20 protein-coding genes and 1 pseudogene are annotated in these 24399 nt (G+C 69.1%); 7 read left to right on the top strand and 14 right to left on the bottom strand.

What is annotated here, in order from left to right:
* Positions 1-120: 120 nt before the first annotated feature.
* Positions 121-390 (bottom strand): annotated as a pseudogene (locus ACNFOC_RS27330) (hypothetical protein); the annotation flags it as partial.
* 311 nt (positions 391-701) lie between these two features.
* Between ACNFOC_RS27330 and ACNFOC_RS27325 the strand changes: the two are divergent.
* Both ACNFOC_RS27325 and ACNFOC_RS27320 read left to right on the top strand, forming a co-directional pair.
* A complete protein-coding gene (locus tag ACNFOC_RS27325) occupies positions 702-1229 on the top strand; it encodes a universal stress protein (protein WP_019065779.1) in 528 nt (175 codons plus the stop codon).
* 129 nt (positions 1230-1358) lie between these two features.
* Positions 1359-1922 (top strand): GPR1/FUN34/YaaH family transporter, encoded by a 564-nt coding sequence (locus ACNFOC_RS27320; RefSeq protein ID WP_416961737.1) that lies wholly within the window; start codon positions 1359-1361, stop codon positions 1920-1922.
* Between the two features lie 143 nt (positions 1923-2065).
* Here the strand turns inward: ACNFOC_RS27320 and glmS are convergent, their stop codons facing one another.
* Together glmS and ACNFOC_RS27310 are read right to left on the bottom strand one after the other, a co-directional pair.
* Positions 2066-3883: a glutamine--fructose-6-phosphate transaminase (isomerizing) gene (gene glmS / locus ACNFOC_RS27315; protein WP_416961736.1), complete on the bottom strand. Its 1818-nt coding sequence runs from the start codon at positions 3881-3883 to the stop codon at positions 2066-2068.
* Positions 3884-3895: 12 nt separating this feature from the next.
* Positions 3896-4153, bottom strand: coding sequence for a hypothetical protein (locus ACNFOC_RS27310; RefSeq protein ID WP_416961735.1), 258 nt, complete (start codon positions 4151-4153; stop codon positions 3896-3898).
* A 165-nt stretch (positions 4154-4318) separates the two neighbouring features.
* Between ACNFOC_RS27310 and ACNFOC_RS27305 the strand changes: the two genes are divergently transcribed.
* Entirely contained in the window at positions 4319-5893 is a 1575-nt protein-coding gene (locus ACNFOC_RS27305) for a purple acid phosphatase family protein (protein ID WP_416961734.1), read from the top strand.
* A 71-nt stretch (positions 5894-5964) separates the two neighbouring features.
* Here the strand turns inward: ACNFOC_RS27305 and ACNFOC_RS27300 are convergent, their stop codons facing one another.
* On the bottom strand, positions 5965-6843 hold the full coding sequence (locus ACNFOC_RS27300) for a DUF4429 domain-containing protein (RefSeq protein ID WP_416961733.1): 879 nt from the start codon (positions 6841-6843) through the stop codon (positions 5965-5967).
* 95 nt (positions 6844-6938) lie between these two features.
* Here ACNFOC_RS27300 and ACNFOC_RS27295 point away from each other — a divergent pair, with 95 nt between their 5' ends.
* Complete coding sequence (locus ACNFOC_RS27295) at positions 6939-8528, top strand: beta-N-acetylhexosaminidase (protein ID WP_416961739.1); 1590 nt, start codon at positions 6939-6941, stop codon at positions 8526-8528.
* Between the two features lie 70 nt (positions 8529-8598).
* On the opposite strand, the gene ACNFOC_RS27290 is transcribed toward ACNFOC_RS27295, so the two are convergent.
* The 6 genes from ACNFOC_RS27290 to ACNFOC_RS27265 form a co-directional block, all read right to left on the bottom strand.
* On the bottom strand, positions 8599-10377 hold the full coding sequence (locus ACNFOC_RS27290; RefSeq protein ID WP_416961732.1) for an IucA/IucC family protein: 1779 nt from the start codon (positions 10375-10377) through the stop codon (positions 8599-8601).
* On the bottom strand, positions 10374-10925 hold the full coding sequence (locus ACNFOC_RS27285; RefSeq protein ID WP_416961731.1) for a GNAT family N-acetyltransferase: 552 nt from the start codon (positions 10923-10925) through the stop codon (positions 10374-10376). Before ACNFOC_RS27285 ends, ACNFOC_RS27290 begins: the two co-directional genes overlap by 4 nt.
* A complete protein-coding gene (locus tag ACNFOC_RS27280) occupies positions 10922-12205 on the bottom strand; it encodes a lysine N(6)-hydroxylase/L-ornithine N(5)-oxygenase family protein (RefSeq protein ID WP_416961730.1) in 1284 nt (427 codons plus the stop codon). The genes ACNFOC_RS27285 and ACNFOC_RS27280 overlap by 4 nt, the downstream gene beginning before the upstream one ends.
* Positions 12189-13631 (bottom strand): lysine decarboxylase DesA, encoded by a 1443-nt coding sequence (gene desA, locus ACNFOC_RS27275; protein WP_416961729.1) that lies wholly within the window; start codon positions 13629-13631, stop codon positions 12189-12191. The genes ACNFOC_RS27280 and desA overlap by 17 nt, the downstream gene beginning before the upstream one ends.
* Before the next feature lie 157 nt (positions 13632-13788).
* A complete protein-coding gene (locus ACNFOC_RS27270) occupies positions 13789-14622 on the bottom strand; it encodes a siderophore-interacting protein (RefSeq protein ID WP_416961728.1) in 834 nt (277 codons plus the stop codon).
* 110 nt (positions 14623-14732) lie between these two features.
* A complete protein-coding gene (locus tag ACNFOC_RS27265; RefSeq protein WP_416961727.1) occupies positions 14733-15782 on the bottom strand; it encodes an ABC transporter substrate-binding protein in 1050 nt (349 codons plus the stop codon).
* 274 nt (positions 15783-16056) lie between these two features.
* Here ACNFOC_RS27265 and ACNFOC_RS27260 point away from each other — a divergent pair, with 274 nt between their 5' ends.
* Complete coding sequence (locus ACNFOC_RS27260; RefSeq protein ID WP_416961726.1) at positions 16057-17220, top strand: polyprenyl synthetase family protein; 1164 nt, start codon at positions 16057-16059, stop codon at positions 17218-17220.
* Positions 17217-17870, top strand: a complete 654-nt coding sequence (locus tag ACNFOC_RS27255) for a biliverdin-producing heme oxygenase (protein WP_416961725.1) — start codon at positions 17217-17219, stop codon at positions 17868-17870. Before ACNFOC_RS27260 ends, ACNFOC_RS27255 begins: the two co-directional genes overlap by 4 nt.
* A gap of 7 nt (positions 17871-17877) precedes the next feature.
* Here ACNFOC_RS27255 and ACNFOC_RS27250 read toward each other — a convergent pair whose 3' ends face one another.
* The 4 genes from ACNFOC_RS27250 to ACNFOC_RS27235 all read right to left on the bottom strand — a co-directional run bounded on the left by ACNFOC_RS27250 (position 17878) and on the right by ACNFOC_RS27235 (position 23706).
* Positions 17878-19038, bottom strand: coding sequence for an acyl-CoA dehydrogenase family protein (locus tag ACNFOC_RS27250; protein ID WP_416961724.1), 1161 nt, complete (start codon positions 19036-19038; stop codon positions 17878-17880).
* Between the two features lie 5 nt (positions 19039-19043).
* A complete protein-coding gene (locus ACNFOC_RS27245; protein WP_416961723.1) occupies positions 19044-20024 on the bottom strand; it encodes a hydroxymethylglutaryl-CoA lyase in 981 nt (326 codons plus the stop codon).
* Complete coding sequence (locus ACNFOC_RS27240) at positions 20021-22024, bottom strand: ATP-binding protein (RefSeq protein WP_416961738.1); 2004 nt, start codon at positions 22022-22024, stop codon at positions 20021-20023. The genes ACNFOC_RS27245 and ACNFOC_RS27240 overlap by 4 nt, the downstream gene beginning before the upstream one ends.
* Before the next feature lie 65 nt (positions 22025-22089).
* Positions 22090-23706, bottom strand: coding sequence for a carboxyl transferase domain-containing protein (locus ACNFOC_RS27235; RefSeq protein WP_416961722.1), 1617 nt, complete (start codon positions 23704-23706; stop codon positions 22090-22092).
* Between the two features lie 116 nt (positions 23707-23822).
* On the opposite strand from ACNFOC_RS27235, the gene ACNFOC_RS27230 reads away from it, so the two are divergent.
* On the top strand, positions 23823-24399 hold a 577-nt coding region (locus ACNFOC_RS27230), incomplete at its 3' end, for a TetR/AcrR family transcriptional regulator (RefSeq protein ID WP_416961721.1).

Below are 24399 nucleotides of genomic sequence, written 5' to 3'. Positions count from 1 at the left end.
CACCCCGGAGCCACAGCCAGGAGCGCGCCAACACGATCGTCTTGGGGTTGGCCACCCCGACGGCGAACGCAACATCTTGCCGACACCTTGTCGGAACCCACACCACTCGCACCGCCCGCACGCCGCGGCCCGGTGGCGGTGGCCGCGGTGCGAGGAGTGTTCTTCGGCCAGCAGCCGGGCCGCGCCCTGCTCGGAACGGCGCAGCAGCACCCGGCAGGCGGCGGTGACGGCCGCGAGACCCAGGGCCGTGCCGGTGGCGCCGGCGAGGGAGGTGCCGTACCAGAGGAGGACGACGGGAACGAGGACACAGCTGAAGACCGCCCAGCGGACCACGTCGGTGGCGGTGTCGTGGCTGGGGTGTGCCTCGGAGGTCGTGCGGTGTCCGGACATGGCGTGCTCCCTGGGGCGGCGGCTCGCCGGGTTCAACGCTTGTTCGATGCGTCGGTCACTGTAGGGCAGTCCATCGATGTGCGCGGATAAGTGAATCCTGTGCAAACCGCCTGTACGGGGCAGCAACCATTGCGTTACGGGCGCCCCCTCGTGCATGCTCCGGGGAACTCCGCCGGAGCATGTGCGGGATATGGGCTAAGGAGGAGTGCCGCCGTACCCTTGGGGGTATGGGGTTGGGAAGATGATTCCCGGACACAGCTCCGCCGCATCCTGTTGTCCCCTCCCAAGAGGATCAAAAAGCCGAGACACCCATGGCCGGTCACGAATCTTTCGAACCCGCGGACCGCAAGCGGCCCGTCGCCGATCCCACGGCGGCCGAGCCCCTGGCGGCGGAACAGCCACGTCATTCCTGCGATCCAGCCTTCAAGCACGGCGTCGTCGTCGGCTTCGACGGCTCGACGTCCAGTGAGCGTGCCCTCGCCTACGCGATCGGCATGGCCCATCGCTCGGGCTCGGGCCTGGTCATCGTCCATGTCGCCAACCGGCTGCCCACCACGGTGTGGGCGGGCTGCGAGCCACCGGTCTTCGTCGACGTGCCTGACCACCGCACCGAGGTGCTGGGTCTGGAGCTGGCCTGCGCCGAGTACCTGGCGGAAGTGCCCTGGATCCTCGTCGAGCGCGGTGGCGACATCTGCCACGAACTCGAAGAGGTGGGGCGGGAGTACGAGGCGGACGCGATCGTCGTGGGCTCGACCCATGGCATCGTCGGACGCATCTTCGGCTCCGTCGCGGGGCGGCTCGCGAAGCGGGCGCAGCGGCCTGTAGTCGTCATTCCCTGACGCGTCGGCCCGTCGGCCGAACTCACAGGTGAGCTCCCGAATTCGCCGTTGTGCAGAGGTGTTTGTGTCCTTGTGAAGGGCATATATCGGTCACACCGCACAACCGCACATGCATGAAGGGAGCCCGCCGTGGACAAAGACGTCTCTGCGGGAAGCACCACATCGATCGTCGGCCGACTCGCCCTGGGAATCACCCTGTTGGCCTTCGGGCTCGGGTACACGGATGTCATCAACGGGGTCTCCACGGCTGACGCCGTGTCACTGGCCCACTATGTGGGCGGAGTTGCCCTCTTCGTCGTCGGACTCCTCGCGTTCCGCGAGGGCGACACGGCTGCCGGTACGGCGTTCACCGCGTTCGGCGCGCTCTGGTTCACCTGGGCTGTCAGTGCGGGGAACTCCGTGTCTGACAACGCGGCGGGGTTGTTCCTGGTCCTGTTCGCTCTTGTCGCCCTCTCCGTGACCCTCGCGGGCGGCGACCAACTCACCCAGGGCACCTACGGGTTGTTCTTCGTCTCCCTCGTGCTGCTTGCCATCGCCCAGTTCGCCGGCAACGACGGGCTGGGCAAGGTCGGTGGGTGGTTCGGTGTCGCTGCGGGGGCTGTTGCCTGGTATTCGGCGACGGCCGCGCTTGCGCACTGGCCGACGGTGCTTCCTCGGCGGGCTGCTGGTCGGGGCGTGACGGCGACTGGCTAGCGGCGCAGGCTGGGAGTTTCAACTCCCGGCGATATGAACGAACCCCCCGTGCATTGAGGCTGCACGTGGGGGTTCGTTCTGGTTCGTCGGCCGCTGCGGGTGCGTGGGGGCTGGTCGCGCAGTTCCCCGCGCCCCTGGGGGTGCTACTCGACCGTTACTGACTTCGCGAGGTTCCTCGGCTTGTCGATGTCCCGGCCCAGGGCCAACGCCGTGTGGTACGCCAGGAGTTGAAGGGGAATCCCCATCAGGATCGGATCCAGTTCGTCCTCGTTCTTCGGGACGATGATGGTCTGGTCGGCCTTCTCTTGGTGCTGGTGGGCCACCGCGAGGATGCGGCCGCTGCGGGCCTTGATCTCCTCCAGGGCCGCGCGGTTCTTCTCCAGGAGGTCGTCGTCGGGGACGATCGCGACCGTGGGGAGGGCGGGCTCGATCAGGGCGAGGGGGCCGTGCTTCAACTCCGAGGCGGGGTAGGCTTCGGCGTGGATGTAGGAGACCTCCTTGAGCTTGAGGGAGGCCTCGCGGGCCACCGGGTAGCCGCGGACCCGGCCGATGAAGAGCATCGAGCGGGCCTCGGCGTACTCGGCCGCCAGTTTCTTGATCTCCTCCTCCTGGTCCAGGATCTCGGAGATCTGGGCCGGCAGCTTGCGCAGGCCCTCGATGATGCGCTTGCCGTCGCGGACCGAGAGGTCGCGGGTGCGGCCGAGGTGCAGGGCCAACAGGGCGAAGGCGACTGTGGTGTTGGTGAAGCACTTGGTCGAGACGACACAGACCTCGGGGCCCGCGTGCACGTACATGCCGCCGTCCGCCTCGCGGGCGATCGCCGAGCCGACGACGTTCACCACGCCCAAAACGCGCGCGCCCTTGCGCTTCAGCTCCTGGACCGCCGCCAGCACGTCGTACGTCTCGCCGGACTGGGAGACCGCGATGTAGAGGGCATCGGGGTCGACGACCGCGTTGCGGTAGCGGAACTCGGAGGCCGGCTCCGCGTCCGCGGGGATGCGGGCCAGCTCCTCGATCATCTGGGCGCCGATCATGCCCGCGTGGTACGAGGTGCCGCAGCCGAGGATCTTCACGCGGCGGATCTGCCGGGCCTCGCGGGCGTCCAGGTTCAGGCCGCCGAGGTGCACGGTGGAGAAGCGGTCGTCGATGCGGCCGCGCAGCACGCGGTCCACGGCGTCGGCCTGCTCGAAGATCTCCTTGTGCATGTAGGTGTCGTGGCCGCCCATGTCGTAGGAGGCGGCCTCCCACTCGACGGTGGTCGGCTCGGACGTGGTGCGGGTGCCCTCGGTCGTGTATGTCCGGAAGTCGTCGGCCTTGAGGGTGGCCATCTCGCCGTCGTCCAGCGTCACTATCTGGCGCGTGTGCGTCACCAGCGCGGCGATGTCCGAGGCTACGAACATCTCCTTCTCGCCGATGCCGAGGACCACCGGGGAGCCGTTTCGAGCCACCACGATGCGGTCGGGGAAGTCGGCGTGCAGGACGCCGATGCCGTACGTCCCCTCGATCACCCGGAGCGCGTCGCGGACCTTGTCCTCGAGCTTCTCCTGCTGCGAGCGGGCGATGAGGTGGGTGAGGACCTCGGTGTCGGTCTCGGAGAGGAACTCGACGCCGTCCGCCTCCAGCTTCTTCCGCAGGTCGGACGCGTTGTCGATGATGCCGTTGTGGACTACGGCGACCTTGCTGTCGGCGGACAGGTGCGGGTGGGCGTTCACGTCGGAGGGGGCGCCGTGCGTGGCCCAGCGGGTGTGGGCGATGCCGGTGGTGCCCTTGAAGCGTGCCGGGACCTTGGCCTCCAGGTCACGGACCCGGCCCTTGGCCTTGACCATCTTCAGGCCGGCCGTCTTGGGCGCCGTCACGACGATGCCCGCCGAGTCGTAGCCGCGGTACTCCAGCCGCTGTAGGCCCTCCAGCAGCAGCGGGGCGACGTCACGCTTGCCGATGTATCCGACAATTCCGCACATGTATAGGTATTCCTAGCCGTAGACGATGCGGCGCAACTGCCTGAGCGTGAGCTCCGGTGGTGCGACCGCCCGGTATTTCAGGTCCGCCTCGATCCGGTCGAAGATCGTCGCGTTCACCAGGCCCTGGGCCTGGAGTTCGCGGTGGCGGCGACGGACGTAGACCTCGGTCGTCTCGTCGAAGTAGGCGAGCACGTCCTGGATCACCCGCAGTGCCTCGCCCCGGTTGAGGGGCGTGGAGCGCGTCAGATGATCAACGAGTTCGTCGTGCACCCGGTTGATCCTGGGGCACCGAAGGGCGGTTTGCAAGAATCCTGCCCGATATCGGGCAACGGCCTGTTGAAAGTCTTATGGGGCTCTGTTCGTAAGCTGTCCATCCTGTGTCTTGCGCACCGTTGCCCATGTCGACGAGTTTCAGACGCCATGGACATTCCTCGTATGGGAGTACCCGCGGAGCTCGCCGAGCGCATGAGCATGGCGGAACAGCACGAGTACCTGCGCGCGAGATTCTCGCGGCGCACGATGATCAGAGGCGGTGCCGTCACGCTCGGCGCCGTCGCGGGTGGCGTGTTCGTGCCGGGCGGCATCGCCCAGGCGGCCGTCCCCACCCAGGCAAGCACCAGGACCACGCCCGCCACCGAGTCGGTGAACGGGGCCCTCGTCTCCCCGTTCGGCCGGCACCTCGCCTTCGGCAACGACCCGCGCACGGAGGTGACGGTCTCCTGGCAGGTCCCGACCGACGTCAGGAAACCGTTCGTCCGGATCGGCGCGCACCCCTGGGACCTCTCCCACAAGATCGAGGCCGAGGTGCGCTCCCTCTACACCCCGGCGGGCGTCGGCGCGAGCGGTGACCACACCCAGTACTACCTGCACGCCAAGCTGACCCACCTGCGCCCGGGCAAGACGTACTACTACGGCGTCGGCCACGCGGGCTTCGACCCGGCCGAGGCCCACCTGCTCGGCACCCTGGGCACCTTCACCACCGCCCCCGACCACAAGAAGCCGTTCACCTTCACGGCCTTCGGCGACGAGGGCGTCGGCTACCACGGCCTGGCCAACAACAGCCTGCTGCTGGGCCAGAACCCGGCCTTCCACCTGCACGCCGGCGACATCTGCTACGCCGACCCGGCGGGCGCGGGCAAGACCGCCGACGCCGGCTTCGACTCGCGGACCTGGGACCAGTTCCTCGCGCAGACCGAGTCGGTCGCCAAGTCCGTGCCGTGGATGCCCGCCTACGGCAACCACGACATGGAGGCCTGGTACTCGCCCAACGGCTACGGCGGCGAGGACGCCCGCTGGAACCTGCCGGACAACGGCCCCGACAAGGCGAACCTGCCGGGCGTCTACTCCTTCGTCTACGGCAACACGGCGGTCATCTCGCTGGACGCCAACGACGTGTCCTTCGAGATCCCGGCCAACCTCGGCATCTCCGGCGGCACGCAGACCACGTGGCTGGAGGCGCAGCTCAAGAAGTACCGCGCGGCGCACGACATCGACTTCGTCGTCGTCTTCTTCCACCACTGCGCCTACTGCACCTCCACCGCGCACTCCTCGGAGGGGGGAGTGCGGGGCGAGTGGGTGCCGCTGTTCGAGAAGTACACGGTGGACCTGGTCATCAACGGCCACAACCACCAGTACGAGCGCACCGACGTCATCAAGAAGAACGCGGTCGTCAAGAAGCTGCCGATCGGCGGCACGGCGTACCCGGAGACCGAGGGTGTCGTCTACGTGACGGCGGGCGCGGCCGGCCGCAGCCTGTACGCGTTCTCCGCCCCGGACTCCTACGAGGGTCACGTCGCCGACCTCGACTCGGTCGCCGCCTTCGTCAACACGAAGGACGGCAAGGTCAACGAGACGGTCGCCTGGTCGCGCGTCCGCTACCTCAACTACTCGTTCCTGCGCGTCGACGTGCAGCCCGCCTCGAAGGGCCGTACGACGACCCTGACGGTGCGCGGCATCGCCGAGACCGGCGCCGAGATCGACCGCTTCACGGTCGCCCGCAAGGCCAAGTAGCCCTGAAGCAAACCGAGTTACGCCCGGAAGGCAGGGCGCGACTCAGCCGGCAGGCGGTCCTCCCCGGATGGTCACATCCGTCTGAGGACCGCCTGTTTGGCCATCGCGAACTCCTCGTCCGTGAGCACCCCGTCCCGGTGCAGCTCACCGAGTTCACGCAACCGCCGCAGCAGCGCGTCGTGACCGTCCTCCGCCGCGGCCGTCAACTGCCGTGCGGGTTCCGGCTGTTCATGTCGTACGTCCGTCTCGGCGGCCGGGTGCGGGAGGCGCGCCTGTACGGCCGCGGCGACCAGGGCCATCAGCGGGTCCTTCTTGAAGCCCCACAACTCCACGGAGTTGGGGTCGTACTTGGGCGGAGCCTTGGTCGGCGCGTTGCGCACCGAGAAGCGGATGTAGCCGTTCTCCAGCCCGGCCGAGGGACGCCACTCCACGCCGACGAGGTCGGTGACGGCGAGGGTGCGGGCGCCGGCGGCGGACTTGGCGTCCTCGGTCTTCCAGTTCCACTCCAGCCGTACGCGCTCGCCGTCGAAGCTCGCCGTGCCGTCCCCCGCGGACACGGACAGCGGCACGGCGGGGCCCGGCAGCAGGTACGCGTCCACCGGGTCGGCCGGGACCTCGTCGAGCAGCAGGGCGTTGCGCACCTCGTCCACGAAGTACTCGGCGACGCCGTACCGGTCCGACTCGACGGGGAGTTGGTAGGGGTCGTCGCCCTCGGTGAGCCGGCCGCCGGTGGCGTGCAGCAGCGGGTCGGCGCCGTCCCGCAGCCGCAGTCTCAGCCGGCCCGACTTACGGCCCTGCTCGAACGAGACGCCGGCCAACGCGCCCAGGGGGACGACGAGTTCGCCCAGTGTCTTGCGGAACAGGCCGACGTTCTTGTCCCGTCCGGGAGTCAGCCGCAGGGCGTCGCCGTCGAAGATCCAGGTGCCGTCCTTCTGGATGATTTCCGCCATGGGAGGGATTCTTCCACCGGTCAGGCGACAGAATGGTCTGTACCTGTCCGGGCTCAAGGGAAGTTCAAAGGAAGGGACCGCTCGTGAGACGCCTTGTGAGACAGCGCCACAGAACGACCCGCCTCCTCGGTTCGCTGCTGCTCGTCGCCGCCGCGGGCGTGTCCGTCGTCGGCGCCGCACCCTCCGCCGCGCCCGCCACCGCCACCCCGCTGGACCGGGTGGTCCCGGCGCCCGCGAAGGTCGCCCCCGCGGGACATCCGTACCGGATCACCAGCGGCACCCGTATCCGCGTCGACGACACCCGTGAGTCGCGCCGGATCGGCGCGTACCTCGCGGGCATCCTGCGCCCCTCCACCGGCTACCGGCTGCCGGTGACCTCGCGCGGCAAGGGCGGCATCCAACTCCGCCTGGCCAAGGGCACGTTCGGCGCCGAGGGCTACCGGCTCAACAGCACCCCCTCCGGTGTCACCATCACCGCGAGCAGGCCCGCCGGGCTCTTCCACGGCGTGCAGACCCTGCGCCAGCTCCTGCCCGCCGCCGTCGAGAAGAAGTCGGTGCAGCGCGGCCCCTGGCAGATCGCGGGCGGCACCATCGAGGACTCCCCGCGCTACGCCTACCGCGGCGCGATGCTCGACGTCTCGCGGCACTTCTTCACGGTCGGCCAAGTCAAGCGCTACATCGACGAGTTGGCGCTCTACAAGATCAATACCCTGCATCTGCACCTCAGCGACGACCAGGGCTGGCGCATCGCGATCAACTCCTGGCCCCGCCTGGCGACTTACGGCGGCTCGACCGAGGTGGGCGGAGGCGTGGGCGGCCACTACACGAAGGACGACTACAAGGAGATCGTCCGCTACGCCTCCTCACGTTTCCTGGAGGTCGTGCCGGAGATCGACATGCCGGGCCACACGAACGCGGCCCTCGCCTCCTACGCCGATCTGAACTGCGACGGTGTCGCGCCCCCGCTCTACACGGGCACGGACGTCGGCTTCAGCTCGCTGTGCGTCGGCAAGGACCTCACCTACAGCTTCGTGGACGACGTGATCCGCGAACTGGCCGCGCTCACCCCGGGCCGCTATCTCCACATCGGCGGCGACGAGGCGCACTCCACCAGCCATGAGGACTACGTCAAGTTCATGGACCGGGTGCAGCCGATCGTCACCAAGTACGGCAAGACGGTGATCGCCTGGCACCAGATCACCGGCGCCCACCCCGTGAAGGGCGCCCTCGCCCAGTACTGGGGTCTCGACGACACCGACGCCGCCGAGAAGGCGCAGGTCGCCGAGGCCGCGAAGAACGGCACCGGGCTGATCCTCTCGCCCGCCGACCGCGTCTACCTCGACATGAAGTACACCGAGGACACCCCGCTCGGGCAGGACTGGGCAGGGCTCGTCGAGGTGAAGCGGTCCTACGACTGGGACCCGGGCAACTACCTTGCCGGGGTGCCGAGTTCGGCGATCCGGGGCGTCGAGGCGCCGCTGTGGTCGGAGACCATCGTGACCGACGCCAACATCCAGTACATGGCCTTCCCCAGGCTGCCGGGCGTGGCCGAGCTGGGCTGGTCGCCGGCCGCGACGCACGACTGGGACACCTACAAGGTGCGGCTCGCGGCACAGGCGCCGCGCTGGGACGCGCTCGGGATCGACTACTACCGGTCGCCCCAAGTCCCTTGGCCCGCACGTTAGTCGAGCAGTCCCCGTAAATGGGGCGGGCACCCCGGGGGACCGTACCCCGGGGTGCCCGCCTGCTTGTGGGTCAGAACCCGGCGATGGGGTTCTTCAGGGTGCCGATGAGCTGGAGCGCGCCGGCGGGGTCCGCGAGGTCCACCATCTGCTTGTTGTCGCGCAGCTGGAGACGGTTGAGGCAGGACAGGGAAAACTCGGGCGCGAACATGTCGTACTGCCGGAACTTGTCGGCGAGTTCGGGTGCCGCGTCCTGGTACTCGCGGGTGACGTCCGCGACCGTACGCCAGAAGTCGTCCTCCTCCAGGACGCCCTCGGCGGCCAGGTTGGAGGCGAGGAAGCGGAAGAAGCAGTCGAAAACGTCGGTGAAGATCGACAGCAGCTTCTTGTCCTCGGGGACCTCGACCCGCAGCCGCTCGACCGTCGGCGGCAGCACCGCGTCCGGGTCCATGACGGCGATCTCCTCGGCGATGTCCTTGTAGATCGCGCGCTGGACGACACCGTCCTTCAGGACGAGGATGACGTTCTCGCCGTGCGGCATGAACACCAGGTCGTAGGCGTAGAAGCTGTGTAGCAGCGGGGTGAAGTACGCCCGCAGATACCGCCGCAGCCACTCCACCGGCGTCAGCCCCGACTGCTCGATCAACGCGCCGGCGAAGGACGCGCCCTCGTGGTCCAGGTGCACCAGCGAGGCCATCGTCGCCAGGGACTCGCCGTCCTGGAGCGAGGAGACCGGGCTCTCGCGCCACAATGCGGCGAGCATCTTGCGGTACGGCGAGTAGCGGTCGGTCGCGGCCTCGTACTCCAGGTGCCGGTAGCCGACGGCCGCCTGCTCACGGATGATCGACAGGCCGGTGGACTTCAACACCGGGTCGTTCTCGATGAGTTGGGCGAGCCAGTCGTTGATCGCCGGGGTGGCCTCCATGTACGCGGCCGAAAGCCCGCGCATGAAGCCCATGTTGATGACGGACAGGGCCGTCTTCACGTAGTGCTTCTCGGGGTTGGACTTGTTGAAGAAGGTCCGGATGGACTGCTGGGCGAGGTACTCGTCGTCGCCCTCGCCGAGGCAGACGAGAAGGCCCCGGGCGATCTCGGCGGCGAAGGTGACGCTGAGCTTGTTCCACCACTGCCAGGGGTGGACCGGGATGAGGAGGTAGTCGTCGGGGTCGAGACCCTTCTCGACGAGGGTCAGCCCGAACCGCTCGACGGTCTCGGCGCCCAACTCCCGCCGTACGAACGACTCGTACTCGATGCCAACGCCCGCCGTGAACGCCGCCCGGGAGCGGTGCGCGGCCAGCCACACCAGGCGGACCGGGCTCGCGGTCTCGGGGGCGTACGAGAGGTACTCGTGGATGCCGAAGCCGAGCCGGCCGTTGTTGGCGACGAAGCAGGGGTGGCCCTCGGTCATCCCCGTCTCGATCGCCTGGAAGTCGCTTTTGACCAGCTCGGCCACCGGGATCTGCGGCTTGGTGAGCTTGTAGCAGGTGCCGGAGAGGGTGGAGGAGATCTCCTCCAGGTAGACCGGCAGGATCTCCTCGCTCAGCCCGAGCGCCTGCTTCAGCTCGATGAAGAAGTCCAGGGCTGCGAGGGGGAGCTCGGCGCCGTCGCGGTGCCGGGTGATCGAGTCGGCGTCGACCTGCCAGTGGTCGAGGGCGTGCCGGGTGGCGGTGAACCGGTACCGGGTCAGGCCGTCGTCACTGCGGACGACGTACAAGTCGCTGTCCTTCTCGGCGAGTTCGGGCGTGAGCAGCCGCTCGTGCGCGAACTCGGCGAGGGCCTTGCGGATCAGGAGGCGGTTGGCCTTCTCCCAGCGCTCGGGGGAGAGGTGGGCCACGGCGTCGGCGAGGCTCATACGGACACCGCCATGGCCGCCACGAATTGTTCCCGTGTGCAGAAGCTCAACAAGGCTTTCTTCTCCGGCTTTTGGATCTCACGCTCGGGCACGAACCCGACCGCCTCGTTCAGTGCGTGTACGGCGGTGTTGGACACGTCCGGTTCCACGACGACACGGGCGACGGCCGGGTCTTCGAAGAGGCGGCCCATCACGGCGGTGATCACCGCACGGGTGAAGCCGTGGACGGGTGCCTCGGTGGCAGGCGTCAGGAAGTGCATGCCGACGTCACCGGGCAACGGCTCGTACAGGCCGACCAGTTCACGGTGACGGGGGTCGTAGTACTCCATCAGGAAGGCGGGGACACCGTCCTGGAGCCCGAGCAGCGCGTGCTGGTGTTCGTCGGCCGCGATCTCCATGTACGCGCGCTCGACGTCCTCCAGTTTCGCGTCCTGCATCATCCAGAACGCGGCCTTGGGATGGGTGAGCCACCGGTGCAGCAACTCGGCGTCCTGGAGCGGGTCGAGGGGGCGGAAGGTGAAGGTGCCTGTGTCGGTGAGGGCGGTCATACGGCGAACTCCTGGAACGCGATGGTTTGTTCGACCGGGTAGTACTCGGTGCCGAGCAGCTCACGGATGATGTACGAGTTGCGGTACGCGCCCATGCCCAGGTCCGGGGACGTGATGCTGTGCGCGTGGACGCCGGCGTTCTGGAGGAAGACGCTCCGGCCCGTGGTGTCGATCGAGTAGTTGCGCGCGATGTCGAAGTTGCCCCGACTGTCGTAGCGCAGCCGCTCGTGGACGGGCTTGAGGAACTCCGGCTCGGCGTACTTGTAGCCGGTGGCGAGGATCAGGCCCTGGGAGCGCAGGGTGTAGTCCTTCTCCTGCTCCTCCTGACGCAGGCCGAGTTCGTACACGCCGTCGCGGTAAGTGGCGCTGTCCAGCGAGGAGTTGGTGAGCAGCCGGGTGGGGACCGGGCCGCCGACCTTCTTCTGGTAGAGCAGGTCGAAGATCTCGTTGACGAGGTCGCCGTCGATGCCCTTGAACAGGCCCTTCTGCTCGGCCGTGAGGCGGTAGCGGGTCTGCTCGGGCAGCGCGTGGAAGTAGTCGATGTACTCCGGGGAGGTCATCTCCAGCGTGAGTTTCGTGTACTCCAGCGGGAAGAAGCGCGGCGAGCGCGTGACCCAGTTCAACTCGTAGCCGTGCACGTCGATCTCGGCGAGCAGGTCGTAGTAGATCTCGGCGGCGGACTGCCCGCTGCCGACCAGCGTGATCGACTCCTTGGCCTGCAACTCCGCTTTGTGCTGCACGTAACGGGAGTTGTGGATGAAGTCGCCGCCCAGACCCGCGACGGCCTCCGGGAGATACGGCGGGGTGCCGGTGCCCAGGACCAGATGCCGGGCGCGGTACACGTCGCCGGCCTCGGTCCGGACGACGTAGACCTCGGCATCGTCCTCGTACACCACTTCGCTGACCGTGGTGCTGAAGCGCACGTTGGTGAGCTTGTCGGCGGCCCAGCGGCAGTAGTCGTCGTACTCGACGCGCAGCGGGTAGAAGTTCTCGCGGATGTAGAAGGGGTACAGACGCCCCTTCTCCTTCAGGTAGTTGAGGAAGGAGTACGGCGAGGTCGGGTCGGCGAGGGTGACCAGGTCCGACATGAACGGGGTCTGGAGGTGGGCGCCGTCGAGGAACATGCCGGCGTGCCACTCGAAGCCGGGCTTCGAGTCCAGGAAGACGCCGTCGAGTTCGACGATCGGCTCGGTGAGGCAGGCGAGGCCGAGGTTGAAGGGCCCGAGCCCGATGCCCACGAAGTCGTAGGTCTTGTTCGAGACTTCAGGAAGCGCGGTCAAGGGACTCTCCCAGGTACTGCTCGGCGTGGCCGGCGATCAGGTCGAGGACGGCGGCGATGTCGTCGGCCGTCGTCTCGGGGTTGAGCAGGGTGAACTTCAGGTAGTGGCGGCCCGCGACCTTCGTGCCCGCGACCACCGCGTCACCGGAGGCGAACAGGGCCTTGCGGGCGTACAGGTTGGCGCGGTCGATCTCGGCCGGGTCGGTGACGGCGGCCGGGATGTAGCGGTAGACGAGAGTGGAGAGCGAAGGCTCGACGACCACGTCGAAACGGGGGTCGGCGGCGAGCAGCTCCCACCCCTCCACGGCCAAGTCGCAGACCTCGTCGAAGAGTTGACCGATGCCGTCGGCGCCCATCACGCGCAGCGTCATCCACAGCTTGAGCGCGTCGAAACGGCGGGTGGTCTGGAGGGACTTGTCGACCTGGTTGGGGATGCGCTCCTGCACCGCGCGGCGCGGGTTGAGGTACTCCGCGTGGTAGGTCGCGTGGCGCAGGGTGTCGGCGTCGCGGACCAGCAGGGCGGACGAACTCACCGGCTGGAAGAAGGACTTGTGGTAGTCCACGGTGACCGAGTCGGCGCGCTCGATGCCGTCGATCCGGCCCCGGTGCTTCAGCGAGGCGAGAAGACCGCAGCCGTAGGCCGCGTCCACGTGCATCCACACCCCGAACTGCTCGCACAGGGCGGCGACTTCGGGCAGCGGGTCGATGGAGCCGAAGTCGGTGGTGCCGGCGGTGGCGACGACGGCCATGGGGACGAGCCCGGCGTTCTTGCAGCGCTCCAGCTCACGGGCGAGCGCGACGGTCTGCATGCGCTTGTCGGCGCCGACGGGTATCGACACGACGGAGTCCTGCCCGAGGCCGAGCAGTTTCGCGGACTTCTTCACGCTGAAGTGGCTGACCTCGGAGGCGAAGATACGCAGTTTGGCGAGAGTGTCGGTCTTCGCCTCCTCGCGGGCCAGCAGCAGCGCCTGGAGGTTGGACTGGCTGCCGCCGGAGGTGAACACCCCGTCGGCGTGCGGCCCGAGGCCGATCCGCTCGTTCGTCCAGTCGATCAGTTTCCGCTCGATGAGGGTGCCGCCGGCCGACTGGTCCCAGGTGTCCAGGGAGGAGTTGACGGCGGAGAGCACCGCCTCGCCGAGCACGGCCGGGATGACGACCGGGCAGTTGAGGTGGGCGAGGTAGCGGGGGTGGTGGAAGTAGATCGCGTCACGCAGGTAGACCTCGTCCAGCTCGTCGAGCACCGCGCCGGTGTCGTGGAGCGGGCGGTCGAGGTCGATCCGGTCGATGAGGGGGGAGAGGGCGTCGACCGTGACGCCGGTGAACGGTCGTTCGGTGGTGGCGAGTTTGGCCGCCACCCGCTCCACGCCTTCCGTCACGGAGCGGCGGTAGTGCTCCGCAGTCGTGTCATTGAGCAGGTGCGAGCGCATGTGGGGGTCCTCCGGTGGGGAAGTCCGTGCGGGACAAGTGAGCGGCGGGGTTCCGCTTCAACTTAGGTAAGCCTAACCTAACTTAACGTTCGCGAAACCCGCCGCATCCGTGACAGCCGTCACTCACACCCCAGCTGCCCTCACGCCCGGCTGTCGCTCACCCGGCGTCGCGCAACTGCTCCTCACTCAGCCCCTGCCGCCAGTACCCGACGAAGGTCACCCGCCGCCGGTCGAACCCGCGCTCACCCACGAAGTGCCGCCGCAACGCCTTCACTTGACCGGACTCGCCCGCGATCCACACGTACGGCCGCTCGGCGGACGGGAGTTGGGCAGCACGAAGGGCGCCGAGGGCCATGGGGGACCCCTCGGCGCCCTGGTCCTGACGCACCAGCCAGGTGACTTCGGCATCGGCCTCGGTGGCCAAGTCCTGAATATCCCCGGCATGTTGGACTTCCAGCCACACCCGCGCACGGGTACCGGCGGGCAGCGCTTCGAGAATCGCCGAAGCGGCCGGCACGGCGGTCTCATCGCCCCACACGACCACGAGATCGGCGTCCTCCGGCGGCCGGAACCGGATCGCCCGGTTGTCCGCGACCGCCGGCCCGAGCAGCACGACCCGATCACCGGCGGCAGCGAGCGAGGCCCAACGGGAGGCGGGCCCGGCGGGTTCGTGCAGCACGAAGTCGATGTCGATCTCGTCGGGGTCGCGACGCAAGGCGCGCAGGGTGTACGAGCGCATCACGGCCCGTACGTCGTCCGGGAGTTCACGCCAGCCCTGCCACCACCCGTCACCGAGTTCGTACGGAACAGCGGGCTCCAGCTGACCGGGCTGGGGGAGAAAGAGCGACAGGGACTGATCGCACCCGTCGGAGAAGAAGTACGCCAGGTCGTCCCCCGCGAAGGAGACCCGGACCAGAGACGGCCCGAGCCGCTCCGTCCGCACGACGTGGAGTGAGAAGAAGCGGAACGGGGCGGCTACGGCCGTAGTCATGGGGGGCTCCTCTGGAGGGGCGTGAGGTGTCCTACCTAAAGGGGCGCGGGGAACTGCGCGCCCAGCCACACACGGCCCGCAGTTCCCCACAAAGCGAAACCACCCCTAAATCAACTGACCTTCTTCGCGTTCTCAATGGCCTTCGCGAGATCCTCAAGCAGCGGCGCACACTTGGCGTACGACAGAATCGGCTCAGGATTACGCGCGATGACCTGCCCAGCCTTAACAGCGGGGAGCTTCTTCCACGTGCCCTCGGTGATGTCCGCCGGCTGAATCGCCGAAGTCCGGTTGTCCATCATGATGATGTCCGCCCCGTACTTGTCGACGTTCTCCCAGCTCAGGTTCTCGAACCACCCACCGCTCGCCTTCAGCGCGGACGCCGGCGGTTCGACGAAGTTCACGCCGAGAGCCTTGTAGTACTCGAGGTCGGCGGAGAGGTTGGAACCGGAGACGTAGAAGATGTCCTGGCTCGCGGAACCCGCGAGGACCTTGATGTCCGGCTTGGCCTTCGCCGCGGCGCGCAGCCGGGCGGCCGCGTCCTCGAAGCGCTTCTTCGCCGCGGTGATGGTGGCCGAACTCGTGTCGGCGCCAAGGGACTTGGCCAGCTCCAGCATCCGAGCCAGCGGCGTCGGCAGCTGGATGTCGTACACCGAGATGCCGACGGACGGCGCGCCCACGGCGAGGATCTTCTTCTTCGACTCCTCCGGGACGTACCAGAGCGTGCCGGCCGAGTCGAACATCGTCGTGATGAGGACGTCGGGGGAGAGGGCCGCGTACTTCTCGATGTTGAACTGGCCCCACTCGTTGCCGATGATCGTGACCTTGCTGATGTCCAGATCGCCGGCCTGCACGTCGGCCTTGCCGTCCTTCAGCTTGGTCGGCCCGAAGACGCCCTTCGACTCGATGCCGTAGTCGTGCAGCGCGGCGGCGACACCGATGAACGAGACGATGTTCGCCGGGATCTTGTCGGCCTTCGCGGTGGTGCCGCGGTCGTCCTTGAAGGTCCAGGGGCCGGACTTGGCGGCCGCCGTCTCCTTGTCCGAGCCACTGCTTTTCGCGTCGTCGTCGCCGCAGGCTGCGAGCACGGCGCCGAGGCCGAGGGCGCCGCCCGCGGCGAGGATGCCGCGGCGGGAGAGGTGAGTGGCACGGGCGTTGGACATGTGTGGCTGCTTTCGAACAGGGCGGATCGCCCGCCGGACAATTCGAAGGTAGGTTAGCCTAACCTCACCATGTGTCCAATGGGTGGGGCCGCAACCGCCCGAGCCCATGCCTTCGCTGTGCCCTTGCTGTGCCTGGCTTGTGTGCCGATGCCCCGGGCGATTTGGCTTTCAACCGCCTTGTCTCGTCCGGCCGTTGTGATCATGCTCCTTCGTAGGGGGAGCTGCGCACTGTTGTTCGGTCGTCTGCGGAGGTGGAGTGGCTACCACGGTGGGTGTGACAGATGTGGAAGCGGTGGTGCGGAGCGACGCGGCCCTGCTGGAGGACGACCTGGCCGAGTTCCTCGACACGCTGACCGCCCCGGCGCGGGCGCCGGTCTCCGTCTACGAAGCGGCCCTGCGCCGCGCCCTGTACGAACCGGTCGCCGACGCCCTCGGGTCGAAGGTGGGCCAGCAGGCACTGCCCCCCACCTCCGGAGCGCCCGGCGGCCGGGCTCCGCTGCGGCCCTCGATGGTGTATTGGGCGTACCGGAACTACCGGGGGTTCCCCGAGGAGCTGGATGCGTTCCCCGGGAAGGCGGAGGGGTTCCCCGAGCGGGCAGAGAGGTTCCCCGAGAAGGCGGAGACCGTTTCCGACTTCGCGGTGATCCGCCGCACGGCCGTTGCCGTAAGGATTCTGCTGAAGGCCGCCGTCGCCCTCGACGACATTCAGGACGGCAGCGACGTCCGCTACGGCGAACCCGCCCTCCACACCACCCACGGCACCCCGCTCGCCCTCAACACCGGCGCCTGGCTGATCATGTCCGCGCTGCGGCACGCGGCCGACCCGGCCGTCGTGGACAGCCTGGTGCGCTCGGTCGGCAGCGGCTTCACCGGACAGGCCGCCGACATGTCCTCGCGTACGGCGCTCACGCGCGCCGAGCTGCTGGCCGCGCCGCGCGCCACCCGGGTCGACTTCTGGGAGTCGACGGCCGCCCTGAAGACCGGGACCCTGTTCTGGATGCCGCTCGACGCGGCGGTCGCGGGGCTGCGGGTGGTCGAGGACGACCGGCTGGCCCTGGACGGCGCGATGCGTCAACTGGGCCTCGCCAGCCAGCTGTTCAACGACCTGACCGACTTCGTGCCCGAGTTCGGCGGCGCGAACACCCACGAGGACTTCGACGGTCTGGGCAACCGGGTCTTCCTGGAACTCCTCGACGAGGACGGCGACGTACCGCCCGGCGAGGACTTCAAACCGTACGTTCTCGGTCACCCCCGCCTCCAGCGCACGCTCCTCGCGCTCGCCGAGGAGGCCGTGGCCCTGAAGCGCGCCGCGAAGGACGCCGTGCACGGCGTGTGCCGCTCCGAGCGCAGCGCCGCCTACTTCGACGTGACGATCGAACGCAAGGGCCACCTCATCGACCGTCTGCTCGCGACGGTCCGGCAGCGGAGCGGCGTATGACGGACACGGGCACGGACACGGACGTGAGCACGGTGACCCGGCGGCTGAGGAACGGCACCCGCGCCTGGCACGAGGCCCTGGAGTCCACCGGGTTCGCCACCGCGATGCTCGACGGCACCCTCCCCCTCGACCGCTACGTCGGCCAACTCGCCGCCTACCGCTTGGTGTTGGAGACCCTGGAAACCGAACTCACCGGCGCCGGCTGCCCGTCCGTCGCCTCGGTGTGGTCGCCCGACCTCGTCAAGCTGCCCCTCCTCGAACGCGACCTGCGCCACTTCGCCACCCTCGGCACCGCCCCCGAACCCGGCCCGGCGGCCCAGGAGTTTGCCGAGGAGATACGGCGTACCGCCGCGACCGAACCCCGCGAACTCCTCGGCTTCCTCTACGTGTTGGAGGGCTCCACCCTCGGCGCGATGTTCCTGTGCCGCTACGTCACGGAGGCGTACCGGCTCACGGACGGGAACGGCGCCTCGTACTACGGCAGCGGCGACCGCGCCCGCTGGACGGCCTTCACCGAGCGCCTCGACCGCGCGCTCGGCGAACCCGCCGTACAGGAACGGGTCCTGGCCGCCGCCGAACGGGCCTACCGCCATATCGCCCTGATCTCGGGGGAGTTGTCGGTGGGGCTGGACAGTCCGGCGCCCGTCTAGCGTGCTCTCAGCCCGCGAGGCCCAACTCGCGGGCGATCAGCATCCGTTGGACCTCGCTGGTGCCCTCGCCGATCTCCAGGATCTTGGAGTCGCGCCACATGCGGGCCACCGGGTACTCGTTCATGAAGCCGTAGCCGCCGTGCACCTGGGTGGCGTCGCGTGCGTTGTCCACGGCGATGGTCGAGGAGTACAGCTTGGCGAGGGCGGCCTCCTTCTTGAAGGGCTCTCCGGCGACCAGGCGGGAGGCCGCGTCGCGCCAGGACAACCGGGAGGTGTGGGCCTTCATCTCCATGTCGGCGATCTTGAACTGGATGGCCTGGTTGGCGCCGATCGGCCGCCCGAACGCGTGCCGTTCCTTGGCGTACTTCACCGACTCGTCGACACACCCCTGCGCGAGACCGGTGGCCAGCGCCGCGATGGCGATACGGCCCTCGTCGAGGATGCGCAGGAACTGGGCGTACCCGCGCCCCAGTTCACCGAGCAGGTTCGCCGCCGGGACCCGGACGTCCGCGAAGGACAGCTCACGGGTGTCGGAGGCGTTCCAGCCGACCTTCGAGTACGGCGCCGCGACCGTGAAGCCGGGTGTCCCCGACGGCACGATGATCGACGAGATCAGCGGCTTGCCGTCCGGCTTGCGACCGGTGACCGCGGTGACCGTCACCAGACCGGTGATGTTCGTACCGGAGTTGGTGATGAAGCACTTGGAACCGTTGATCACCCATTCGTCGGTGTCCGGGTCCAGGCGCGCCGTCGTCCGCGTCGCGCCCGCGTCGGAGCCGCCGTCCGGCTCGGTCAGCCCGAAGGCGCCGAGGATCTCGCCGGAGCACAGCCGGGGCAGCCACTCGGCCTTCTGCGCGTCGGTGCCGAAGAGATGGATCGGCATCGCGCCCAGTGACACCCCGGCCTCCAGGGTGATCGCCACCGACGAGTCGACCCGGGCCAGCTCCTCAAGGACCAGGCCCAGCGCCAGATAGTCGCCGCCCATCCCGCCGTACTCCTCGGGGAACGGCAGCCCGAACAGGCCCATGCGGCCCATCTCGCGGACGATCTCGTACGGGAACTCGTGCCGCTCGTAGAAGTCACCGATCTTCGGCGCCACGACGTCGTGAGCGAACTCCTCGACCGTACGGCGGAGTTCTTCCAGCTCGGGGGAGAGACGGTGGTCCATGGCGGTCACTGCTCCTTGTGGGGCTGTGCTGTTTTGCCGAGTGCGCGGACGGTGCGGGACGGGCTGGGCCGGCCCAGTTGTTCGGCCATCCACACGCTGGTGGCGGTGAGACGGCCGAGGTCGACTCCGGAGTCGATGCCGAGACCCTGGAGCATCCACACGAGGTCTTCGGTGGCGAGGTTGCCGGTGGCGGACTTGGCGAACGGGCAGCCGCCGAGGCCGCCCGCGGAGGCGTCGACCGTCGTGACCCCGTGCTCCAGTGCCGCGTAGGTGTTGGCCAGTGCCTGGCCGTAGGTGTCGTGGAAGTGCACGCCCAACACGTCGGTGGGGACGTGCTGTTCGTTGAGCGCGGCGAGAAGTTCCAGTACGTGTCCGGGAGTCGCGACCCCGATCGTGTCGCCGAGGCTCAGCTCGTCGCAGCCCATGTCGACCAACGCCCGGCAGACACGCACCACTTGGGCGATGGGGACCGCGCCCTCCCAGGGGTCGCCGAAGCACATGGAGACATAGCCGCGCACATGGGCGCCCTCGTCCTTGGCGCGGGCCACGACAGGGGTGAACACGGCCAGCGACTCGTCCACCGTGCGGTTGAGGTTGGCCTTCGCGAAGGACTCGGTGGCGCTGGCGAAGACGGCGACCCGGGTCGCCTTCAGGGACAGGGCCCGGTCGAGTCCGCGGCCGTTCGGCACGAGGACGGGGAGGTGCACCCCCGGCAGCTCGCGCACGAGCGGGAACAGCTGCTCCGCGTCGGCCAGTTGGGGCACCCACTTGGGGTGGACGAAGCTGGTCGCCTCGATCGTGGTCAGGCCCGCGTCGGCCAGCCGCCGCACGAACTCGGCCTTCACCTCCGTGGGCACGGTCGCCTTCTCGTTCTGTAGCCCGTCCCGCGCTCCCACCTCGTGGATGCGCACCCGGGCGGGCAGACCGGGGGCCGGTACGACCATCGGGAGTGCCGCTGGTCCGAGTGCCGCTGGTCCGAGTGTCATTGGTCCTCCTCCGCCGGTGTGACGACCGCCAGCACCTGGTCCATGGCGACCGTCGCGCCGGGTGTCACGTCGAGTTCGGCGACGGTGCCGGCGTGCGGCGCGGAGACGACGTGCTCCATCTTCATCGCCTCCACCACCAACAGGCTCTGCCCCGCGGCCACTTGATCCCCCACGGCGACCTTCACCACGGTCACAGTCCCCGGCATCGGCGCGGTCAGTGAACCGGCACCGGACCGGTCGGCCCCGCTGAGCGAAGCGGCCACCGGATCGTGGTCCCGCACCTGCCATGCGTCCCCGTCCCGGCCCAGCCAGGTGCCGTCCGGCAGGGCGGTGAAGGTGTGGACGAGACCGTCGAGCCGCAGGACGAACCGGCCGTCGGGCCCGGCCGTTCCGGCCCCGGCGAGCGGCTTCTCGGCGCCGTCCGGCAGGAGTTCGGTCCCGCCCTCGGGTGTGCGGCGGACGCGCACGGTCACCGGCTCGTGGCCCGGTACCCGCAGGGGGTGCGCCGTCCAGGCCCGCTCCCCGCCCAGCCGCCAGCCGTCCGTGGCGGCGAAAGGGTCGGCCCAGCCGGAGCCCCGTCCGGGGGTGAGCGCCGCGTGCCGCAGCAGTGCCGCCGCCGCGTAGACCTCCACCGGTACCTCACCGGGCACCAGCCCGTCCGCCTCCCGCTCGACCAGCCCGGTGTCCAACTCGCCCGCCACGACCGCCGGATGGGCGAGCAGCCGCCGTAGGAAACCGGCGTTCGTCGGCACGCCCAGCGTCACCGTGTCCGCGAGGGCCGCCCGGAGTTTCCTGAGCGCGGTCGCGCGGTCGGGGCCGTAGGCGATGACCTTGGAGAGCATCGGGTCGTAGAGACTGCCGACCTCGGTCCCTTCGGAGAGGCCGGAGTCGGTGCGGATGCCGTTGCCCGAGGGTTCGTTCAGTTTCAGGACGGTGCCGCCGGACGGGAGGAACCCGCGCGCGCCCTCTTTAACAGACACAGTCTCGGCGCAGATGCGGGCCTCGATCGCGTGCCCGGTGAGCGTGATGTCGTCCTGCGCGAAGGGCAGCCGCTCGCCCGCCGCCACCCTGAGCTGCCACTCCACCAGGTCGAGTCCGGTGACCAACTCCGTTACCGGGTGCTCCACTTGGAGGCGGGTGTTCATCTCCATGAAGTAGTACGACGACGGATCACTCCCGGGGACGATGAACTCCACCGTGCCCGCGCCCGCGTACCCGCACGAGCGGGCCGCCTGGACCGCCGCCTCGCCCATCGCCGCGCGCGTGGCCTCGTCCAGGAGGACGCTCGGGGCCTCCTCGACGACCTTCTGGTGCCGGCGCTGCAAGGAGCACTCGCGTTCGCCGAGGTGGACGACGTTGCCGTGGCCGTCGGCCAGGACCTGGATCTCGATGTGCCGGGGGCGGTCGACCCAGCGCTCGACCAGGAGGGTGTCGTCGCCGAAGGAGGCGCGGGCCTCGCGGCGGGCGGCGGCGATCTCGTCGTCCAGGAGGGTGAGGTCGCGGACCAGGCGCATGCCCTTGCCGCCGCCTCCGGCCGACGGCTTGAGGAGGACGGGCGCGCCCAACTCGTGTGCAGCTTTGGCCAGTTCGGGGTCACGGCCGCCGGGGACGACCGGCACCCCGGCCGCCTCCACGGTCTCCTTGGCGCGGATCTTGTCGCCCATGAGGGCGATCGCGTCCGCCGGGGGACCGATGAAGACCAGCCCGGCGTCGGCACACGCGCGCGCGAAGGCCGCGTTCTCGGCGAGGAAGCCGTAGCCCGGGTGCACGGCCTGCGCGCCGGAGCGGGCCGCCGCCTCCAGCAGCCGCTCCACCGACAGATAGCTCTCGGCCGCCGGCGCGGGACCGAGCCGTACCGCCGTGTCGGCCTCGCGGACGTGCCGGGCGTCCGCGTCGGCGTCGGAGAAGACGGCCACCGAGCGCACACCGAGTGAGCGCAGGGTGCGGATGACGCGGACCGCGATCTCGCCCCGGTTGGCCACGAGGACCGTCTCGAACATCTCGGGTACGGGTGTCTCGGGTGTACCGGGATTCTCGAATGTGTCGACCATCTCGGGCATCCTCATCACATCCGGAAGACGCCGAACCGGGGTTCTCCCAGCGGCGCGTTGGCACAGGCGGTCAGGGCCAGACCCAGCACCTGGCGGGTCTCCATCGGGTCGATGACCCCGTCGTCCCAGAGGCGGGCGGTGGCGTAGTAGGCGTTGCCCTGGCGCTCGTACTGCTGCCGGATGGGATCCTTGAAGGTCTCTTCGTCCTCCGGCGGCCAGGATTCTCCACGCCCCTCCAACTGGTCCCGCTTCACGGTCGCGAGGACCGACGCGGCCTGCTCGCCGCCCATCACGGAGATCTTGGCGCCGGGCCACATCCACAGGAAGCGGGGGGAGTACGCCCGGCCGCACATCGAGTAGTTGCCCGCGCCGTACGAGCCGCCGACCACCACCGTCAGCTTCGGCACGCGCGCGCAGGCGACGGCGGTGACCATCTTGGCGCCGTGCTTGGCGATGCCGCCCGCCTCGTAGTCCCGGCCGACCATGAACCCCGAGATGTTCTGGAGGAACACCAGGGGGATGCCGCGCTGGTCGCACAGCTCGATGAAGTGGGCGCCCTTCTGGGCGGATTCGGAGAACAGGATGCCGTTGTTGGCGACGATGCCGACCGGGTGACCATGGATGCGGGCGAAGCCGGTGACCAGGGTCTGCCCGAACTCGGCCTTGAACTCGGCGAAGCGCGAGCCGTCGACCACGCGCGCGATGATCTCCCGTACGTCGTAGGGGGTACGGGAGTCGACGGGGACGGCGCCGTAGATCCCGTACGGGTCGACCTTGGGCTCGACCGACTCGGTGACCTCCCAGGGGAGGGACCCGCGCGCGGGGAGCGTGGCGGCGATGTTCCGGACGATGCGCAGGGCGTGCGCGTCGTCCTCCGCGAGGTGGTCGGTGACGCCCGACACGCGTGCGTGGACGTCGCCGCCGCCCAGCTCCTCGGCGGTGACGACCTCGCCGGTGGCGGCCTTCACGAGGGGCGGCCCGCCCAGGAAGATCGTCCCCTGGTTGCGGACGATCACGGCCTCGTCGCTCATGGCCGGGACGTAGGCGCCGCCGGCGGTGCAGGACCCGAGCACGGCGGCGATCTGGGGAATCCCCGCCCCCGACATCCGGGCCTGGTTGTAGAAGATCCGCCCGAAGTGCTCGCGGTCCGGGAACACCTCGTCCTGCATCGGGAGGAAAGCGCCCCCGGAGTCGACGAGATAGATACAGGGGAGGCGATTCTCCAGGGCGATCTCCTGGGCGCGCAGATGCTTCTTCACGGTCATCGGGTAGTACGTCCCGCCCTTGACCGTGGCGTCGTTCGCGACGATCACGCACTCGCGGCCGCTGACCCGGCCGATCCCGGCGATGACACCGGCGGCCGGGGCGGCCCCGTCGTACATCCCGTCGGCGGCCAGCGGAGCCAGCTCCAGGAAGGGCGAGCCGGGGTCGAGCAGCGTGTCGACGCGGTCGCGGGGGAGCAGCTTGCCGCGCGCGGTGTGCCGGTCCCGGGCCCGCTCACCGCCGCCGAGCCGGGCAGCGGCGAGCTTCTGCCGCAGCTCCTCGCCCAGTGCGCGGTGCGCCGCCTCGTTGGCCCGCCACGCCTCCGACGCGGGATCCGCCGCGCTCGTCAGCTCCGGTGCCTCTTGCATTCCGTGGGTCCCCTCGCACAGCGATCGGCTGTCGTCGGCTGTCATCGACGGTTAATGAGCGTTAACCATTTCCTTCAGGTTAACGACCGCTAACCTCCCTGTCTAGAATTGCTTCCATGACCACGAGAACCGACGCCCCCACCCGCCGCGAGCAGATCCTCAAGGAGGCCGCGCGGCTCTTCGCCGAGCGGGGTTTCCACGGCGTCGGGGTCGACGAGATAGGCGCGGCGGTCGGTATCAGCGGACCCGGTCTGTACCGGCACTTCCCGGGCAAGGACGCGATGCTCGCGGAGCTGCTGGTCGGCATCAGCGGACAACTGCTGACGGGCGCGAAGCGGCGGCTGGCGGAGGCGGAGGGGGTGACCTCCTCGGAACCGCTGCTCGACTCGCTCATCGAGGGCCACATCGACTTCGCCCTGGACGACCGTCCCCTGATCACCCTCCATGACCGCGAGCTGGACCGACTGCGGGACAGTGACCGCAAGCTGGTGCGTCAACTCCAGCGCCAGTACGTGGAGTTGTGGGTGGAGGTCGTACGCGAGGTGTACCCGGAGCTGGCCGAACCCAGCGCGCGGTCGGCGGTGCACTCGGTGTTCGGCCTGGCCAGGATGCGTGGGGTCAGGACGTCCTCGGCGTGGTGGAGGGCGTTGGCCAGGACGGTGTTCGGTGAGACGGGGTGGGTCGTCGCGGGAG

This window comes from Streptomyces colwelliae (assembly GCF_048158785.1).
In the GTDB taxonomy this organism is placed as follows: domain Bacteria; phylum Actinomycetota; class Actinomycetes; order Streptomycetales; family Streptomycetaceae; genus Streptomyces.
Note: the sequence above shows the minus strand (reverse complement) of the source record. Positions and strands in the feature narration are given on the sequence as shown.